This window comes from Micromonospora sp. WMMD980 (assembly GCF_029626035.1).
In the GTDB taxonomy this organism is placed as follows: Bacteria; Actinomycetota; Actinomycetes; order Mycobacteriales; family Micromonosporaceae; genus Micromonospora.
The window spans coordinates 1,070,421-1,088,077 of record NZ_JARUBE010000003.1; the positions used below are offsets into that span (position 1 = coordinate 1,070,421).

General features: G+C 72.7%; 18 protein-coding genes. 12 read left to right on the top strand and 6 right to left on the bottom strand.

Translation table 11 applies throughout. From position 1 onward, the window contains the following. Positions 1-38 precede the first annotated feature (38 nt). From rpmB to O7618_RS05525, 12 genes are all read left to right on the top strand, one after another. Entirely contained in the window at positions 39-275 is a 237-nt protein-coding gene (gene rpmB, locus O7618_RS05470) for a 50S ribosomal protein L28 (RefSeq protein WP_216935083.1), read from the top strand. After that, positions 275-442, top strand: coding sequence for a 50S ribosomal protein L33 (gene rpmG, locus O7618_RS05475; RefSeq protein WP_018783846.1), 168 nt, complete (start codon positions 275-277; stop codon positions 440-442). Before rpmB ends, rpmG begins: the two co-directional genes overlap by 1 nt. Beyond that, positions 442-747, top strand: coding sequence for a 30S ribosomal protein S14 (gene rpsN / locus O7618_RS05480; protein WP_278104862.1), 306 nt, complete (start codon positions 442-444; stop codon positions 745-747). The genes rpmG and rpsN overlap by 1 nt, the downstream gene beginning before the upstream one ends. Positions 748-868: 121 nt before the next feature. Next, the gene (locus tag O7618_RS05485) at positions 869-2,329 is read left to right on the top strand and encodes a choice-of-anchor M domain-containing protein (protein WP_278104863.1); all 1,461 of its coding nucleotides are present in this window, start codon (positions 869-871) and stop codon (positions 2,327-2,329) included. 132 nt (positions 2,330-2,461) lie between these two features. Then, the gene (locus tag O7618_RS05490; protein ID WP_278104864.1) at positions 2,462-3,622 is read left to right on the top strand and encodes a DUF916 domain-containing protein; all 1,161 of its coding nucleotides are present in this window, start codon (positions 2,462-2,464) and stop codon (positions 3,620-3,622) included. A 41-nt stretch (positions 3,623-3,663) separates the two neighbouring features. Continuing rightward, entirely contained in the window at positions 3,664-5,214 is a 1,551-nt protein-coding gene (locus tag O7618_RS05495; RefSeq protein ID WP_278104865.1) for a TIGR03773 family transporter-associated surface protein, read from the top strand. 71 nt (positions 5,215-5,285) lie between these two features. Then, the gene (locus O7618_RS05500) at positions 5,286-6,806 is read left to right on the top strand and encodes an anchored repeat ABC transporter, substrate-binding protein (protein ID WP_278109927.1); all 1,521 of its coding nucleotides are present in this window, start codon (positions 5,286-5,288) and stop codon (positions 6,804-6,806) included. Next, positions 6,806-7,798 carry a choice-of-anchor M domain-containing protein gene (locus O7618_RS05505; protein ID WP_278104866.1) on the top strand — a complete coding sequence of 331 codons (993 nt, stop codon included), beginning with the start codon at positions 6,806-6,808 and terminating at the stop codon, positions 7,796-7,798. Before O7618_RS05500 ends, O7618_RS05505 begins: the two co-directional genes overlap by 1 nt. Continuing rightward, positions 7,795-8,538 (top strand): anchored repeat-type ABC transporter ATP-binding subunit, encoded by a 744-nt coding sequence (locus O7618_RS05510; RefSeq protein ID WP_278104867.1) that lies wholly within the window; start codon positions 7,795-7,797, stop codon positions 8,536-8,538. The genes O7618_RS05505 and O7618_RS05510 overlap by 4 nt, the downstream gene beginning before the upstream one ends. Beyond that, positions 8,538-9,443, top strand: coding sequence for an anchored repeat-type ABC transporter permease subunit (locus O7618_RS05515; RefSeq protein ID WP_278104868.1), 906 nt, complete (start codon positions 8,538-8,540; stop codon positions 9,441-9,443). Before O7618_RS05510 ends, O7618_RS05515 begins: the two co-directional genes overlap by 1 nt. Before the next feature lie 49 nt (positions 9,444-9,492). Then, positions 9,493-10,137, top strand: coding sequence for a choice-of-anchor M domain-containing protein (locus O7618_RS05520; protein WP_278104869.1), 645 nt, complete (start codon positions 9,493-9,495; stop codon positions 10,135-10,137). Next, positions 10,134-10,787, top strand: coding sequence for a choice-of-anchor M domain-containing protein (locus tag O7618_RS05525; protein ID WP_278104870.1), 654 nt, complete (start codon positions 10,134-10,136; stop codon positions 10,785-10,787). Before O7618_RS05520 ends, O7618_RS05525 begins: the two co-directional genes overlap by 4 nt. A 171-nt stretch (positions 10,788-10,958) precedes the next feature. On the opposite strand, the gene O7618_RS05530 is transcribed toward O7618_RS05525, so the two are convergent. From O7618_RS05530 to O7618_RS05555, 6 genes are all read right to left on the bottom strand, one after another. Beyond that, positions 10,959-11,243, bottom strand: coding sequence for a metalloregulator ArsR/SmtB family transcription factor (locus O7618_RS05530; RefSeq protein ID WP_278104872.1), 285 nt, complete (start codon positions 11,241-11,243; stop codon positions 10,959-10,961). 144 nt (positions 11,244-11,387) lie between these two features. Further along, the gene (locus tag O7618_RS05535) at positions 11,388-12,110 is read right to left on the bottom strand and encodes a TIGR03943 family protein (RefSeq protein ID WP_278104874.1); all 723 of its coding nucleotides are present in this window, start codon (positions 12,108-12,110) and stop codon (positions 11,388-11,390) included. After that, complete coding sequence (locus tag O7618_RS05540; protein WP_278104875.1) at positions 12,107-13,033, bottom strand: permease; 927 nt, start codon at positions 13,031-13,033, stop codon at positions 12,107-12,109. Before O7618_RS05540 ends, O7618_RS05535 begins: the two co-directional genes overlap by 4 nt. Then, positions 12,946-14,616, bottom strand: a complete 1,671-nt coding sequence (locus O7618_RS05545; RefSeq protein ID WP_278104876.1) for an IucA/IucC family protein — start codon at positions 14,614-14,616, stop codon at positions 12,946-12,948. Before O7618_RS05545 ends, O7618_RS05540 begins: the two co-directional genes overlap by 88 nt. After that, on the bottom strand, positions 14,613-16,238 hold the full coding sequence (locus O7618_RS05550) for an IucA/IucC family siderophore biosynthesis protein (RefSeq protein ID WP_278104877.1): 1,626 nt from the start codon (positions 16,236-16,238) through the stop codon (positions 14,613-14,615). Before O7618_RS05550 ends, O7618_RS05545 begins: the two co-directional genes overlap by 4 nt. Continuing rightward, positions 16,238-17,410, bottom strand: coding sequence for a siderophore biosynthesis protein (locus tag O7618_RS05555; RefSeq protein ID WP_278104878.1), 1,173 nt, complete (start codon positions 17,408-17,410; stop codon positions 16,238-16,240). The genes O7618_RS05550 and O7618_RS05555 overlap by 1 nt, the downstream gene beginning before the upstream one ends. Between the last annotated feature and the right edge of the window lie 247 nt (positions 17,411-17,657).

The following is a 17,657-nucleotide window of genomic DNA, read 5'->3' on the forward strand; positions in this document are numbered from 1 at the left end:
TGTCGTTACCGTTTGATCGAACCAGGAGGAGTTGAGTCGTGTCCCGACGCTGTGACGTCACCGGGGCGGAGCCGAGCTTCGGCAACGCCGTTTCCCATTCGCACCGGCGCACCCGTCGCCGGTGGAACCCGAACCTGCAGAGCCACCGCTACTGGTTGCCGTCGGAGGGTCGCTGGGTGCGGTTGACCCTGACCGCCAAGGCGCTGAAGACGGTGGACCGCAAGGGCATCGAGAAGGTCGTCGCCGAGATGCGCGCCCGGGGAGTGAAGCTCTGATGGCCAAGCAGACCGACGTCCGTCCGATCGTGCGGCTGCGCAGCACCGCCGGCACCGGCTACACGTACGTCACCCGCAAGAACCGCCGCAACGACCCGGACCGCCTGGTGCTGCGCAAGTACGACCCGGTCGTGCGCCGGCACGTCGAGTTCCGCGAGGCCCGCTGATGGCGAAGAAGAGCCTGAGCAACCGGCAGGCCCGCCGGGAGGACCTGGTCGCCCGGCATGCCGACCGCCGGGCGGAGCTGAAGCGGCTGATCGCCCACCCGGACACCGGTCCGGTCGTACGCGCTGACGCGGTCCGCTGGCTCAGCCGGCTCCCGCGCGACTCCAGCCCGGTCCGGCTGCGTTCGCGGGATCAGATCGACGGCCGTCCGCGAGGTGTGCTGACCCGCTTCGGGCTCTCTCGGGTCCGGTTCCGGGAGTTGGCCCTGCGCGGTGAGCTGCCGGGTGTCCGCAAGGCGTCCTGGTGACGGTTGCCATCACCGGTCGGGTGTGGGCCACCGCCGCGCGCCGACCGCCGCCCGCACCGGGCGTCGTGTACCACCGCGCGCAGACCCGCGCGGCGTGGAAAGGGGAGGTGTGAATGCGACATTGAGGGCTCGCGGTTTCGCGGCCCTGCTCGCCGGGGCGGTGGTGGTCACCGGCACGGCGCTGGCGCCCACCGCCGCTTCGGCGGCCGAGAAGGTGGTGCTGTCCAAGGGCCACACCGACGCGGTCGATGTGCACTACGAAGGTGGTGTGTTGTCGTTGAAGGTGCACGACGACACGGTCAGTCCGTCGGTGACGCGGGACCCGGCGGACGTCACGTTCCAGGCGTCGCCGGAGTCGGCCATGACCGTGCCGGCCGATTCGAGGTTCGCGTTTCTCGGTCCGGCCGGATCGCAGGTGTGGTTGCTGCCGATGACGCAGGATCCGGATCTGCTCTGGCCGGGCTGGAACACCACGACGCTCGACTCCGGCGTGTTCGAGGGCGACAAGGTGCGCCTGAGCCTGGTCGACGTGGAGGGCCCCGGCAACGTCACGCTGTTCACCCAGGACTCGTTCGGCGGACCGATCATCAAGTTCCGCTCCGACGACGGGCTGCCGGACGCGATCGACGTGCCGGTGCACACCCAGGCGCACTCGAACTGGGCGTTCAGCGCGTTGGGCAACTACACGCTGAAGTTCCAGGCCGAGGCGACGCTGACCAACGGCACCACGGTCAGCACCGGGCCGGTCGACTACTCCTTCGTCGTCGGCGAGCTGTCCGGCGGCGGACCGGAGGTCAGCCTGTCGGTCAGCGGGATGGCCGACGAGTACCAGCCCAACGACACGGTCACGCTCAGCGCGGTGCAGACGCCGCAGACCGAGCTGGACCACTACCACTGGTTCAGCAAGTGCCCGGACGCGGCCGACTGGAGCATCATCCCGGGCGAGGCGGGCGCGAGTTACTCGTTCACCGCGACCCGGGAGCTGAACGCCTGCGAGTACGTGGCCAAGCTCTACGACGACGACCACGAGGTCGTGGCGACCAGTGAGCCGGTGATCCTGTGGGTGGCGTTCCCGCCGCAGGAGCCGGGCGCCTCGCAGACGATCACCGCGTCGATCGCCGAGACGCAGGGCTCGCTGGTGATCAGCGTCAACCCCGACGACCGGGCCGTGGTGCTGCCGCCCGCGCAGCTCAACGCCGCCGGTGACCGGTGGGAGAGCAACGGTGAGCTGCGGCCGGTCACGGTGACCGACACCCGCGCCGGCCAGCCGGGGTGGAGCGCCTCCGGGCAGATCCCGGCGGACTTCGCCGGGCCGGACGGGGCGACGTTCAGCGCCGGCTACCTCGGCTGGACCCCGCGTGTCCTGGCCCAGGCCGACGGGCAGGGCGTGGTGCCCGGCGCGGCGGTGGCGCCGTACGTCGTCGGAGTCGGCGGCGGTCTCGGCAACAGCGCGGTGCTGGGCTCGGCTCCGGACGGCACCGGGCGGGGTACCGCACAGCTCGGCGCGGACCTGCGGCTGAGTCTGCCCACCGAGACGGCGGCAGGGACCTACACCGCGACCCTGACCCTCACCGCCATCTGATCGCACCAACCCGTCCGGTGGCCGGGCCGTGAGCCTGGCCACCGGACGACCGCGCGGGGTGGGTGCGTCGTTGCCGCGACCCGCCCACCCCGCACCTCCCCTCGCACCTCCAGGAATGGACCCGTCCCCGCAATGCGCCTGCTCGCCACCATCGCCGTCGGGATCGGCCTGCTCGGCGTGGTCCCCGCACCACCTGCCTCCGCGCTGGCCGCACCCGCCCCCTCCAGCCCGCCGGCAACGCAACGGACGTCGCCGTCGCCGGCACCGTCGCCCGCCGCCGCGACCTGGGGCGTGGCTCCGTCGACCGCGCGTGGACCGAACGGCCGGACGGCGTTCGGCTACAAGCTCGACCCGGGCGCCACCCTGACCGACTACGTCGGCGTCACGAACCACTCCAGCCGCCCGCTCACCCTCGACCTCTACGCCAGCGACGCGGTCACCACGACCCGGGGCGGGTTCGACCTGCTGGCCGCCGGTCAGAAGCCCACCAACGTGGGCTCCTGGGTCCGCCTCCCGCGCCGCACGGTGACCATCCCCTCGGCGTCCCGCCTGGACGTGCCGTTCACGCTCACCGTGCCGCGCAACGCCACCCCGGGAGACCACGCCGGAGGGATCGTCGCCTCGCTGACCGACGTGGGGAGCGACGCGCGGGGCAACCAGGTCGCCGTCGACCACCGGGTCGGCGCGCGCATCTACCTGCGGGTGACCGGTGAGCTGCAACCGACGCTGACCATCCAGGACCTCCGGGTGCGGCACACCGGGTCGGTCGATCCGCTGACCGGTGGCACGGTCACCGCCACGTTCACCGTCCGCAACACCGGCAACGTACGGCTCGCCGGACAGCCCGTGCTCGGTGTGGCCGGGCCGTTCGGCCTGGCCCGGCGGTCCGTGACGGGTACGGCCCTGCCGGAGATCCTGCCCGGCGGCGAGCTGGCCACCACCGTATGCATGTCGGGTGTCCCGCCGCTGTTCCGGCTCACCGCGGACGCGACCGTCACACCGGTCGCCGTCGGCGACCAGGTCCTCGACCCACCCCCGCGGGCCAGCACGGCCCAGGCCGCGGTCTGGGCCGTGCCCTGGCCGCAGCTGGCCCTGCTCGCCCTGCTCGCCCTCGCCGGGTGGGCGCTGATCGCGACCCGGCGCCGCCGGGCGGCCCAGCACGCCCGGGCGGTGGCCGCCGCCCGGGAGGAGGGCCGCGCGGAGGCCGGCCGGGCCCCGGACGCCGATCGTTCGGGCCCGGGCCACGACAACCGACAACCTGCCATCGACCGCACGGGGAAGGACGACACGTGAATGGGCTACGCCTGGGGGAGCGACCAATGAGGATGAGAAGCATGCGTGCCGGCGCCGCGAGCCTGGCCGCCGTCGTGCTGGCGCTGGCTCCCGCGGCAACGCCGGCCTACGCCGAACCGGTCGCCGTCACCTCGGCCGGCGCCGACCTGGTCTCCGTCGGTCTCGACGGTGACACGATGTCGCTGCGCTTCCGCCGTGACGCGCGGGCGGCCGGGCACGACCCGGCCGAGGTGGTGCTCGGCCCGGACGGCGGGCTGGCCGGCCGGGTGCCGGACGGACCGGCCTTCGCCTTCCTCGGACGGGCGGGCCACCCGGTGTGGGCACTGTCCGCGGGCGACACCGGCTTTCCCGCCCTGGACACCACCGGGGTACGCCCCGGGGCCGTCGCCGACGACCGGGTGACCCTCGCGCTGCGCTCGGTCGACGGACCGGGAACGTTCACCGCCTATACCCTGTGCGGCCTGGGTGCGGCGACCCCGCTGTTCGGCAACGGTCCGGGCGTGCCGGGCTCGACGCGGCTGCCTGCCGGCACGCGTACCGGTGGCGTGGTCTGGGCCTTCGACGCCGCCGGTGACTACCGGCTCACGCTGACCGCCTCGGCCGTCCTGCGCTCGGGCGGGACGGCACGGGCCGAGGCGACGTACCGGGTGAGGGTGCCGACGATCGCCCCGGCCGGCGTGTCGGCGCCCGCGCCGCTGGAGCCGGCCGTGGGGGCGACCGCGCGGGCGCTCGTCGCGCCGAAAGTGGCCGCCGCGCCGAAACCCGCCGCCGCCGCGCCGAAACCCCTAGCAGCGCCGCAGGCGGCGGCCGGCCCCGCGACGGGTCGTCAGGTGATCAGTGACGGGCACGTCGACATGGGCCCGCAGCTCAACGGCGACACCTGGACCATCCGGATCAAGGGCGACCGCAGCAGCCCTCCGGTCTGGCGGGAGACCGCCGACGTGGTCCTGCATGTGAAGGACAAGGCGAGGATCACGGTGCCCGGCGGCGCCGACTTCCTCGGCAAGCAGGGCGACACGGTGTGGCTGCTCCCGCAGACCCAGCAGGCGGGTCTCGTCTGGCCGGGGTGGAACACCCAGCACGAATCCGTCGTCTCGGGTGTCAAGGGCAACGTCACCTGGACGCTGAAGGGGGTCAACGGCCCCGGCCGGTTCGCTCTCTTCCTGACCGGCTCGTTCGGCAGCGAGAACGTGCTGTTCGACTCCACCAAGCCGTTCCCGCAGAAGCTGGACATCCCGCTCAACACCCACACCCACGGCAACTGGGCGTTCGGCAAACCCGGTCTGTACCGCCTCGCGGTGCAGATGAGCGGCACCACCACGGCGGGCAGGGCGGTCAGCGCCACGAAGACGCTCACCATCGCCGTCGGCGACAGCACCGATCCGAACACCGGGTTCGCCGCCGGCGCCGGAACCGGCTCCGGAGCTGGTGGGAACGGCGACGGCGACGCCGACCAGGGCAGCGCCGGTCCGCTTCCGCGCACCGGCGCGGGCTGGGTGCTGCCGGCGCTGGCGGTCGGCGTCGTCCTGGTGGCGGTCGGCGCTCTGCTGATGGTGCTGGCCCGTCGGCGCGCCGCGCTCCGGACCCGGTGACGGCCGTGCCGAACACGGCAAGCCACCGTGCACCGCCGAGGTGGCTTACCGTGCTGCCGCTACTGGCCGCGATGCTCGCCGGAGGCTGCCGGTCGGACGTGACGCTCAGCGCGCACGACCAGCGGATCCAGGTGTTGACGACCACCGGGATCCTGCGGGACCTGGCGCGCAACGTCGGCGGCGACCGGGTGACCGTCACCTCGCTCGTGCCCGACGGCGCCGACCCGTACAGCTACGAGCCGTCGCTGCGGGACATCCGCGACGTCGTCTACGCCGACGTGGCCTTCAGCAACTACCTGCTCCTGGAGGAACAAACCGTCATCAAGGCGCTGGACGCGAACCTGCGCGACGGCGTGCCGAACATCTCGCTGGCCGAGGGAGCGGTGAAGTACGCGGCGGAGATCATCCCGCTGGTCGAGGACGTCTCGCTGGACACCATCTGGCTGGGCATGCGGGTGCGCGGCACCGGTGCGGAGCAGGGAGCGGACCGGTCCTCGGAGGTACTGCTCAGCGCGACCGCCGTGGACGGGCCGGGGCGGATGTTCGCGTACCTCACCGAGTCGTTCGGCAATCCGTCGTTCTCCGTCGACTCGAGCGACGGGTTCGACCCCGCCAACGGCTACCGGGACGACACGGCGACGCTGCCGCCGGACGCGCACACCCACATGAGCTGGGCGTTCACCAAGCCGGGTGTCTACCGGCTGACCATGCGGGCGCGGCTGGCCGTCGACCTGCGGACGGCGCCGGTCCCCATGGGCGAGCAGGTGTTCACCTTCGCCGTCGGGGTGGACCCGCACTCGGTGCCGGGGACGTCGGAGGTGCTGAGCGGAGGGCACGCCGATGTCACCGTCGATCTCGACCAGCGGCGGCTCTACCTGCTCGCCGACCCCGAGGGTGGCGGCGAGGCGACCCAACGGGTGTACGACCCGGCGCACACCGTGATCGAGGTACCGAACAAGGCACTGCTGGAGGTGCCCGGCGACCGGCGGTTCCGGTTCCTCGGCCGGCCCGGCACCCAGGTCCACCAGCTTCCGCAGGCGGTCCTCGGCAAGCACGTGCACGGTGAGATCGACCCGCACCTGTGGCAGAACGTCCGCAACGCGATGGCCTACACGGAGCTCATCCGGGACACGCTGATCAGCGTCGACCCCGAGGGGGCGGCGACCTATCGGGCGAACGCCTCGGCCTACCTCCGGCAACTGGAGGCACTCGACACGTACGTGCGGGACACCATCGCGCAGATCCCGCCGTCCCGGCGCCACCTCGTCACCACGCACGACGCGTTCGCCTACCTGGGCCAGGCGTACGGGATACAGATATCCGGCTTCGTCACACCCAACCCCGCCACCGAGCCGAGCCTCGCCGACCGCCGCAAGCTCACCGAGACGATCCGCAACCTGCGCATACCCGCTGTCTTTCTGGAGCCGAACCTGGCGGCCCGGTCCGCCACGCTGACCGAGGTGGCCCGCGAGGAGAACCTGCGGGTGTGCCCGATCTACGGCGACGCGTTCGACCGCGACGTCACCACCTACGCGGAGATGATGCGGTTCAACGCCGAATCGCTGCGCGACTGCCTGACCACGGAGAAGTGATGGAGGAACCAGTGACGGCAGGACGGGCGCGCCGCCGCACCCGCACGACCACAGTCATCCTGCGCGGCGCCATCGCGGCGCTGCTCGTGCTGGCGACGGCACCGACCCCGGCGCGGGCGGCCGAGCCGACGCCGAACCGCAGCCAGTCGATCGCAGCCGACCAGCCCCTCGCCACCGGGCGGACGACGCTCACCACCGGGCACGTCGACATCGGCCCCCGCTACGTCGACAACCGGTGGACGCTGCTGATCCACGACGGCACGCAGGCGCGACCGGTGTGGCGTGACCCCGACGAGACCCTGTTGCGGGTGTCCGACGCCGCGCTGCAGACCGTTCCGGACGACCCGGCGTACGCCTTTCTCGGCATCGAGGCCGGTGCGCGGGCGTACGTGGTGCCGCAGGTCCAGGACCGGAACGTCGTCTGGCTGGGGTGGAACACCCAGGACCCGCGGGTGTTGCGGACCATCGACCGCGGCGTCACCCTGACCCTGCTCGGGGTGCGCGGTCCGGGGACCCTCACGACGTACCTCCAGTCGGGCAACTTCGCGGCGCCGCAGCCGCTCTGGCGATCCGCCGAGTCGAAGGCCCAACCCTTCTGGGTGGAGGTCAACACCCACACCCACGCCAACTGGGTCTTTTCCGCCCCGGGCGTCTATCTGCTGGCGGTGCAGGTGTCGGCCGACCTTGTCGACGGGAAGAAGGTGTCGGCGACCGGCACGCTGCGTTTCGCGGTGGGCGACGCCACCAGCGCCGACGACGCCTTCGCCGCCAAGGCGGACACGCCCGTACCCGCCGGTCAGGAGCAGCCCGCCGTGGGCCCGGCCGGAGCCGGCGATCGGGCCGGCGGCTCGCCGACGCTGCTGATCGCGGCGTTGGCCGGGACGGCGGTCGCGCTCGCTGTCGGCCTGGTCGTCCTGTTGCTGCGCGGACGTGGCGCCCGACGGCGGGCCGAGCGGGAACGCCCCGTCGCCTCGTCGGAGGGCCGGCGGTGAGAGCACTGGAAATCGAAGGGCTGGACGTGGATCTCGGCGGCCGGCCGGTCCTGCGGGACGTGACGCTGCGGCTGGATCGCGGTGAGCTGGTGGGGCTGCTCGGGCCCAACGGCGCCGGCAAGACCACCTTGTTGCGTGCCGTCCTGGCCCTGATCCGCAAGCGCGGCGGGCGGGTGCTGGTGGTGGGTGAACCGACCCGCCCCGGCCGGTCGGGGATCGGGTACGTCCCCCAGCGTCACGAGTTCAACTGGGACTTCCCGATCTCGGTGGAACAGGCCGTGATGAGTGGTCGCACCGGACGGATCGGTCCGCTCCGCCGTCCCGGCGTGGCCGACTGGCGTGCGGTCGGCGACGCGCTCGACCGGGTGCAGCTCACCGGCCTGCGCCGCCGGCCCGCCGGTGAACTGTCCGGTGGGCAACGCCAACGCGTCCTGGTCGCGCGGGCACTCGCGCTCGCGCCGAGCATCCTGCTGCTCGACGAGCCGTTCACCGGACTCGACATGCCCACCCAGGAACTGTTGGGCGAGTTGTTCACCAGCCTGGCCCGGGAGGATCACGCGGTGCTGATGACCACCCACGATCTGGTCGCCGCGGTGGACTCCTGCACCCGGCTGGTCCTGCTCAACGGGCGGATCGTCGCCGACGGTCGACCTGCGGATCTCGAAGACCCCGCGCTGTGGACGGAGACCTTCGGTGTGAGCGCGACCTCTCCACTGCTGAATCTCGTGCGGGCGGCCTGATGTCGATCACCGATTTCCTCACCGACCTGCTCAACCCGGACCTCGCGTTCCTGCCCAAGGCACTGGCGATCGCGGTGATGTCCAGCATCGTCTGCGGCGTCGTCGGCTGCTATGTGGTGCTGCGCGGGATGGCCTTCATCGGCGACGCCGTGGCCCACGCGGTCTTTCCCGGCATCGCTGTCGCCTTCGTGCTGCAGGGCAGCCTGGTGCTCGGTGGCGCCGTCGCCGGCGTCGCCACCGCGCTGCTGATCGCGATCTTCTCGCAGAACCGGCGCGTCAAGGAGGACTCGTTGATCGGCGTTTTCCTGGTCGCCGCGTTCGCTCTCGGCATCGTGATCATCTCGCGGGCGCCCGGCTACGCCGGGTCGTTGCAGCAGTTCCTGTTCGGCTCGATCACCGGCATCCCGGACCGGGACCTGTACGTCGTCGGCGGCACGGGTCTGGTCATCCTCGGCCTGGTGCTGGCGCTGCACAAGGAGTTCGTCGCGGTCTGCCTGGACCGGGAGATGTCGCGCTCCATAGGGCTTCCGGTCTTCTGGCTCGACATCGCGCTCTACGTCCTGGTGACGCTGGCCGTGGTGATCTCCCTGCAGACCATCGGCAACATCCTCGTCCTGGCGCTGCTGATCACCCCCGCCGCGGCGGCCCGCCTGCTCACCGATCGGCTCGCCGTGATGATGCTGCTCGCTCCGCTGATCGGCGGCACGTCGGCGCTGGTCGGGCTGTACCTGTCCTGGAGCTACGACACGCCGGTCGGCGGCACCATCGTCCTGGTCGCCACCGCGGTCTTCCTCACCGCATGGCTGTTCGCCCCGCGACACGGCCTGGTGACCAGGGGCCGCCGATCAGTAGGGCGCGACACCTTTCCTCACCAAACTAAAACGACTATCATTTTCAATAACTGATGGTCCACCGAGGACTGTCACGAGAAGAGTCTTTACGTGCGTAGCCACCGTGCGTCACCTGCTGGCGTCGGGTGTCCTGGGCGTAGCGCTGGTCGCGACGGCACTGCCCGCGCAGGCCGCCACCGCGTCGGTCGTGACGTTCAAGGCCGGCCACCTCGACGTCGTCGACGTCGCCTACGAGGACGGCTCGCTGGAGATCGGCGTCCACGACGAGGACAACGACGTCGAGTACGGCGCCGACGAGGTCAAGTTGGTCGTCAAGCGCCAGGCCAAGGTCACCGTTCCCGCCGACCCCGCCTTCGCGTTCCTCGGCACGCCGGGCGTCTCCAAGGTCTGGATCCTGCCGGAGATCCAGAACGAGAATCTGATCTGGCCGGGCATCGCCGCCGAGGAGATCGAGGCCGGCGTCTTCACCGGCGATTCGCTGACGCTCTCCGTCCGGTCGGTCACCGGCCCGGGCCAGCTCGCCATCTACACCGAGAACGCCGTGGGCCAGCCGAGCATCCTGGCCGACAGCGGCGACGGCCTCCCCGACGCCCTGCCCCTGGCCGCAGGGGACCACACGCACGCCAACTGGGCGTTCGACAAGGCCGGCACCTACTGTGTGACCGTCCGGGCCACCGGCACCCTGTCCGCCACCGGCCAGCAGGTCACCTCCGCACCCGCCACGCTGCGTTTCGTCGTGAAGGCGTGAGCACGATGCGCATCCGCAACCGTCTTCTCGGCGGTCTGGTCCTGACCGCCGCACTGCTCGCCGGCACCACCACGCCCGTCGCCGCCGCGCCGCTCGTGCTCACCAGCGGCCACGTCGACGTCATCGACGTCGACTACGCCGCCGGCGCGCTAACCGTCAACGTCCTGGACGGCGCCGGCCCCACCGACGTCGAGCGCAGCCCCGCCGACGTGCTCTTCCGCGTGCCGAACACGGCCAAGGTCGGCGTGCCCGGCGGATCGGCCTGGGCCTTCCTCGGCACCGGCGGCCAGGCCTGGGTGCTGCCGCAGTCCAACACGGCCGGGCTGCTCTGGGCCGGCTGGAACACCACCGAGGTGCCCACCGGCGTCTTCCAGAACAACCGCGTCACCTTCAAGCTCACCGGTGTGTCCGGGCCGGCGGGCTTCAGCATCTACACCGTCTCCGGTGGCGCCCCGAGCGTGCTGTTCGACAGCGGCAACGGGCTGCTGGACAGCCTGAACGTCAGCCGCAACGCCCACGCGCACGCCAACTGGGGCTTCGACGCCGCTGGCACCTATGCCGTCACCTTCGAGGTGACCGGCAAGCTCGCCGCCACCGGCAGCACCGTCACCTCGGGACCGAAGACGTTCACGTTCGAGGTGCTGCCCTGATCGACGTGGCTGATGTCTGTCACTGTTCGGCAGTTTCCTGCGGTAGAGGCGCCACCGAACAGTGATCCCGGCCGGCGCGGAGCCCCGCCCACCTGGCTCCGCGCCGGCCGCCGACGGGACTCGGCGCACCGCCGGGAGCGGCGTTCGGCGCGTGCGGGCGCCTCGCCGTCGTCAGGGGCAGAACCTCAGGACCTCCAGCACGAGAGCGACGGCCGGTACGCCGGTGAGTCCGTAGTACATGCGGCCGCCGCCGCGGTATCGGCGCACCAGATGGGCGTTGCGGAGCAGCCGCAACTGGTGTGACACGTTGGGCATGGGAACCTCCAACGTGGCGCTCAGCTCCGTGACGCAGGCATCGCCCTCCGTGAGGCGCCTCAGGATCCGAAGGCGTGTCGGGTGGGCGATGGCGCGCAGGAGGTCACTGATCTCCTCAACGCTGCCGGATCCGGGGGTCACGACACCGCCGGAACGGGGTGGCGCGGGACTCTGCGCATGCTCGACCGCTCCTTGCGCTCCTGGAAGTGAGCGCAACGGTAGTCATGTGCAATAGCGTCGTCTAGCTGTCAGATGTTGATATCAGCACTCGTGCAACCGTCGCGGCTACTCGTACGGCTCGGCGGGCGCGGGGATCTTCTCCCAGGTCTCCACCTGGAAGTAGGGGAGGTCGGCGTCGTTGACGGGGTCCTTGGCGGTGTGCGGGATCCACCGGCCGGTGGAGCGTACCCAGGTGTTCGCCGGGCCTTCGGGAACGTCGCCGCGCAGGCCGACCTTGACGGGGATGCCGTCGGCGGCGCAGCAGGACAGCATGATGCGGGCGAGCATCGGTTCGCCGTCTGGGCCGGGGGCGAGGAAGCCGGTGAGCTGGATGCGTCGGCCCTGCAACGTGCGGCCGTGGTCGTAGACGGCGCGGTAGCCGTACTCGAGGAGGGTCAGTTCGGTCGGGTCGCCGGGTGGCAGGGGTGGGTAGGCGACGTCCCGGTTGTCGGTGAGGGCGGAGCCGGCGCGGGCCGCGGTGTCGGCGCCGAGCGCCGGCGGGACGACGAAGAGCAGGGCGAGCGCGGGGAGCAGCAGCAACCAGCCGACGGCGGGACCGGAACGGCCGTGGTCGTGTCCGTCGTCGTCCGGCTGGTCCTCGGGCCGGTTGAGGTGGCGTAGCTCCTGCACGAGCGCCACCAGCGCGGTGATGACCAGCAGCAGGCCGGCGGCGATGAGGAACGGGCGCAGTCCCTGTTTGACGTAGCGCAGGTAGAGGTCGGTGAGGCTGGCGCGCAGGATCGCGCCGCCGAGGAAGACCAGCACCACCGCCTGTGTTCCGCGACTCACCAGATCACCGTCCCGAGTCCGGCCGCGACGAGCACGGCGAGGGCGAAGGTGGCCGGGGCGAACCGGACGGCGAACCGCCGGCCGAAGATGCCGGCCTGCATGGATATCAGCTTGAGGTCGACCATCGGACCGACCACGAGGAAGGCCAGTCGGGCGGTCAGGGAGAACTGGGACAGCGAGGCGGCGACGAACGCGTCGGCCTCGGAGCAGATGGACAGCAGCACCGCCAAAGTGGCGAGGGCGAGGACCGACAGCACCGGCCGGGCCGCGAGGTCGTGCAGGAACTGTTGAGGTACGACTACGTTGATCGTCGCCGCGGCCATTGCCCCGACGACGAGGAACCCGCCGGCGTGGATGACGTCGTGTCGGCAGGCGGTCCAGAACGCGGCCATCCGGGGCAGCCCGTCGAGGTGGGCGCGGTGCGGCAGGCGGATCCAGTCGGTGCGGCCCAGTCGCAGCCACATCCAGCCCATCAGCAGGGCGACCAGGAGGCTGGCGCCGCCGCGGGCGGCGACCATCTCCGGGTTGCGCGGGAATGCGACGGCGGTGGCGGTGAGCACGATCGGGTTGATCGCCGGCGCGGCGAGCAGGAACGCCAGCGCCGCGGCGGGGGTGACGCCGCGGCGGATCAGCGACCCGGCGATCGGCACCGACCCGCATTCGCAGCCCGGCAGCACCACTCCGGCCATGCCGGCCACCGGCACCGCGAGCGCGGGGTGACGGGGCAGGGCCCGCGCCCAGAAGGAGCGGGGCACGAACACCGCGATGACGGCGGAGAGCACCACGCCGAAGACGAGGAACGGCGCCGCCTGCACCATCACCGACACGAAGACGGTCAGCCAGGTCTGCAAGCGCGGATCGGTGACCAGCGTCCCGATCTGCCGGTGCAGCACGCCGACGAGGATGAGCAGGAAGCACAGCACCTCGGTCGAGCCGACCCACCGCTCGCGGTCGGGCGCCGCCGGTTCGGCAGCCGGCGCGGTGGGAGCAGGTTCGCCTTGGCGACCAGCGGCTCGCCGGCCAGCAGTGCGCGCAGCTCCGGCGGGTCGTCCAGTTCGGCGGCGACCGTCGCGACCACCTCGCGCACCTCCCGCCACAGGGCCGGCTCGATGCCGGGCCGGGCGTCGGCGAGTGCGCCGCAGATCCCGGCGAGGTGGTTGACGAACAGACAGTAGACGACCCGTCGCCGGGCGTCCTTCGGGCCGTATCCCACCTGTCGGGGCAGGCCCTGCGGCCAGTCGGTCCAGCGGCTGGTGTCGAGCTTCACCCCTTCCAGGTCGCGCAGCAGCATCCGCGCCGGACGGCCGTCGGGGTCGCGCACGACGACCACGTTCTGCAGGTGCGGCTCGTGCACCACTCCGTGCCGCAACCAGGCGCGCAGCACGGCCGGCGCCAGCAACGCGACGTAGCGCCGCCACCAGTCGACCGGGTCGGACACCGGCAGCGGTGCGGCGGCCAGCGCCGCCGCCAGCACCGGCGTGTCACCGGGGCGCAGGTGGGCGCGCAGCCCGGTGCGCAGGATCGTCCCGTACGCCTCGTCCGCGCCGGGCAGGTCGACGGTCCGGTAGGCGGGCTCGGCCAGCAGAGCCACGCCGTCGGGCAGCGGCACGTCAGCGAGCAGCCCGGTCAACGCGACCGCGCCGGTCAGCTCGTACCGGGCGTTCTTACGCAGGCAGTTGGTGATGCGCACGTGCAGGCTGGTCTTGACGAACAGGTCGGCGTCGGGGGAGTAGAGCGTGCGGACGCTCGCGGTCGGCCGCACCGGCGCTCCGGCCAGGCCGAGCCGCCGCACCGCGGGATGCGCCGGCGGCATCAGCGTCAGCTGCCACGGGTGCACCGGCAGCGCCCGGTGCCCGACCGGAGGGCGTGGCGGGTCCAGGGCGGCCAGCAGCTCCTCGACCGGACCGGACTCGGCCACCAGGTCGTCCGGCACGGCGAGCCAGTGCAGCCGGAACGCGGCGCGCAATTCCGGCGCGTACGCCCGCCATCCGTCCGGGTCGCCGCTGCGCCACTTCGGGGCGGGGTGGTGCGGATGACCGAGCACGAGCGACTGCTCGGAGGCCACGTACGCGTCGACCGCCGGGTCCCCGGTCGGCGTGGGGTCGGTGTCCGGCTGCCCGGCCAGCAGCTGGGCGGTCACCTCCCGGCTCGCCCGCACCTGCCCGACGAACTCGGAGTTGTTCCGGCCGGTGCGCACGGCCAGCTCCGCCGCCACCAGAACGGCCAGTTGATCCGCGTCCACCTCTGCCCACCGGCCGCCGTCCGGGCGGGCGCGCACCGGCCCGTGGTAGCGGTGCGCGCCGACCGGGGACAGCCGGGTCACCGCGCAGCGCAACGCCATCCCGGTGGCCGGCAGCCGGACCCGCACCTGGTCACCGGCCACGGTGGCCTCGCCGGCGGGAGCGGCGACCTCACGGACCAGGCAGCCGAACACGGCGTGCGCGGCGGCCAGATCCGCCGGGTGGGTGTGCCGCGCCGCCCGGGGGCGCAGACCGGCGCTCGTCATCGCGTCTCCCGCAGGTAGTTCGGGCCGGTGCGCCGGTAGTACTTGTTGACGTCGGCGCAGCCGAGGCGTTGCTTCGGCAGCAGGGTGCCGGCGGTGACCATCGCCTTGACCGGCAGCCGGTCGGCGCACAGCACCCTTTCGACGAACGCCCGCGCGGCCGGCCCGTCGCCCCACCGGTCCCGGGCGGCGACGAGTCGCGGAGTCAGCGCGGCGGCCGGCGTCGGCACCGGCACGCCGCGGGCCGCCAGCGCCAGCAGCGGCGCGGCGGCGGCCAGGTGCAGGGTGATGGTCACGAACACGTCGGCCAGTTCGCCGGGGTCGGCCGCCCACATCCGCGCGTCCCGCAGCGCCACCGCGTCGTGGTGGCGCGGGTCGAGGCGGGCGCCGTCGTCGTCCTTGTAGAGCAGGCCGATCGTCCCGTCCGGCGCGAGGAGCACGTGGATGTTCTGCGGGTGGGCCTCCAGCGCCACGCCGTACCGGAGCCACAGGCAGACGTGCCAGTCGAGCAGCAGGTCCAGATAGGAGTCGAGCACCGCGGCGGCCCGACCGCCGCTGACCCGCTCCAGCACCGTGCCGGCCTCCGGGTCGGGCGCGGCGAGGGCCGCCACCGGCACCACCCGCGATCCGGCCAGGTCTCGGGGGAATCGGCGGACCAGGAACGCCGGACCGTCGTCGCCGGTGTGCCCGAAGGTGCGCTCGTCGGCGTGCCGGATCCGGCCGGCGAAGGCCGGCTCGGCGGCGGCGATCCGGTCGAGCAGCCCGGCCACCGCCGCTCCGTCGGCCAACGAGTCCGGCCGCAGGCCGCGCCGGTTGCGGGCGCCCAGCGTCGCGGTGGGCAGCGGTAGCTTCAGGTGGGTGTACGGGTCGTCGGCGAGCGCCACCGTGCGCATGGACAGCGTCGGTCGCACGATCACCGCCGGTCGTTCGGTCAGCGGCGGCGCGTGCCGAGCCGCGGTGAGCGGATGCACCGGCAGCAGCAGGTCGTCGGCCCGGTCCGCGGCCGGCCACCAGGCGGGCAACGCTCCGGTGAGCCGCACCGCCGCCCGGGGCACGGCCTGCCAGCGCAGCGCGAAACGGGGCGCGTGCTCCGGGGCGTACCGGAGCAGGTCGTCGTCGTCGAGGCCGTGCCGGCACCGGTCGGTCGGGTAGATCGGATGGCCGGCGTGCGCAGCGAGCACGTCGTCGAGCAGCGCCGCCGGCATGCCGACCGGCGTGGTCACCCGTTCGGCGGCCACCGCGCCGAAAACCGCCGGCCGGGCTCGGGCAGCGAGCCGGCGGGCCCGCAGATCGGCGTGGCACTCGGCGGTGAACGTCCGCCAGCCGGCCTCCGCCTCCGGGTCGTCGGCCGGGGCGAGCAGCGCGAGCAGGCCGTCGAGCCTGTCCACCAGGCGGTCCGGGTCCGGGCCGTCCGGGTCGCGCACCCGCACGCTCGGTCGCGCGCAGCGCAGGGCCGCCTGGAACCCGTCGGCGCGGACCGGGATGCGCAACAGCCCACCGGCGTGCGGCACCTCCCACCGGTCGGAGCCGACGAGCCGGCCGCGCCGGAGCAGGCCGAGGTGGTCCTCGCGCAGGAGGGCGTCGAGCACCCGGCGGAAGACCTGCCGTTCGCTGTCGTCGGTCATCAGGTGATCGTCCAGCGCAGCTCGTTCCGGAACGCGGTCAGCGCGGCCCGCACGGCGTCGGGGTCGGGTCCGATGCCGTGCAACACGGCCAGGTAGTCGCGGTTGGTGCCGGTGTGCTCCGCGACCCGGCCCACCTCACGCAGCGGCCGGCAGGACAGTCGGACGCCGTCGCGGATCGTGTCCACCGACCCGGGCGCCGCCGCGAGGCGGCCGGACCGGTCGGCGCAGACGTACTCGACCCGGGCGTGCCGGTCGAGCGCTACCGGGTCGGGCACGTCCATCGCGGCCAGCGGCTCGCCGAGGTGCAACCGGATCACGTGGGCGAACAGCGGCACCCCGAGCAGATCGGCGAGGAACAGGTCCATCCGGTCACCGATCAGCCGGTCGTTCACCTCGATCAGCCGAACCCGGTCGCCGCCCACCACATACTCGGTGTGGCAGGCGCCGAAGCCGACGCCGAGCGCCCCGAGCAGCGCGCGGAGCCGCGTGTCGTGGGCGGGCGACGGAGGTGACCAGCCGAGGCTCGTCTCGGTGAAGGTGGGCGGCGGACCGAGGCCGGTCCGCCACCCGCCGAGCACCGCCAGCGACACGCCGTCGCCCAGGGTGTCGTAGGTGCGCAGCTCGCCGGCCAGGTACTCCTCGACCACCAGGGCCACATCCGCCCGCCGCCGCCGGATCGTGACGACCCGGGCCGCCAGCTCGCGCCGGTCGGCCACCAGGTACACGTCCTCGCTGGCCACGCCGTCGCGCGGCTTGACCACGGCGGGGAAGAGGTCGTCCGGCACAGTGGGTGCGGCATTCGGTTCGACGGTGACCACGCGGACCGGATCGAGGCCGACGGCGGCGAGCGCGCGGCGCATCGCCGCCTTGTCCTTGCAGCGGCGGGCCGCCTCCGGATCCTTACCCGGCAGACCGAGCTTGCCGGCCGCGACGGCGGTCGCCTCCTGGAGGTGGTCGCTGTTGGACAGCAGCGCGGCAGGCGGCTCGGCCGCCGTGGCCGCGACGACCGCCGCCGCGTCGCGGACCGCGCAGTGCCGCACCGGAACGCCGGACGGCCACTCGCCGGGGCGGTCGGTCAGCACCGTGATCGGCAGGCCGAGCGCGTCCGCCGCCGGAAGAAAACCTTCCACGACGGCGTCGGTAGGGTTCAGCGCGGTCAGGTAGAGCCGCATCCCGCCTCCTCGACTCAACATTTAGGGTAGCCTATCCTAAATGCCGGGCTCATCCGGTTCATCGGCAGCGTGTCGCGTCGTCACGCGACGGTCCGATCACGGCACGCGCGAACCGATCGCCGCGCTGCCCCCTCGCAGACGCGCGCTTGCGCGGGGGGACTGCCGTCGTTCCTCGCGACGATGTCGTCGATTGTCCCGCGGCGACGGTTGTGGTGCGTACCGGCGACGGCCATCATTTCGCACCCGA

Coding starts and splice junctions, on each gene's coding strand:
- O7618_RS05500 (WP_278109927.1), top strand. CDS start 5,286: ATGCTCGCCGGAGGCTGCCGGTCGGACGTGACGCTCAGCGCGCACGAC.
- O7618_RS05555 (WP_278104878.1), bottom strand. CDS start 17,410: ATGCGGCTCTACCTGACCGCGCTGAACCCTACCGACGCCGTCGTGGAA.
- rpmG (WP_018783846.1), top strand. CDS start 275: ATGGCCAAGCAGACCGACGTCCGTCCGATCGTGCGGCTGCGCAGCACC.
- O7618_RS05550 (WP_278104877.1), bottom strand. CDS start 16,238: ATGACCGACGACAGCGAACGGCAGGTCTTCCGCCGGGTGCTCGACGCC.
- O7618_RS05505 (WP_278104866.1), top strand. CDS start 6,806: ATGGAGGAACCAGTGACGGCAGGACGGGCGCGCCGCCGCACCCGCACG.
- O7618_RS05490 (WP_278104864.1), top strand. CDS start 2,462: ATGCGCCTGCTCGCCACCATCGCCGTCGGGATCGGCCTGCTCGGCGTG.
- O7618_RS05515 (WP_278104868.1), top strand. CDS start 8,538: ATGTCGATCACCGATTTCCTCACCGACCTGCTCAACCCGGACCTCGCG.
- rpsN (WP_278104862.1), top strand. CDS start 442: ATGGCGAAGAAGAGCCTGAGCAACCGGCAGGCCCGCCGGGAGGACCTG.
- O7618_RS05545 (WP_278104876.1), bottom strand. CDS start 14,616: ATGACGAGCGCCGGTCTGCGCCCCCGGGCGGCGCGGCACACCCACCCG.
- O7618_RS05495 (WP_278104865.1), top strand. CDS start 3,664: ATGCGTGCCGGCGCCGCGAGCCTGGCCGCCGTCGTGCTGGCGCTGGCT.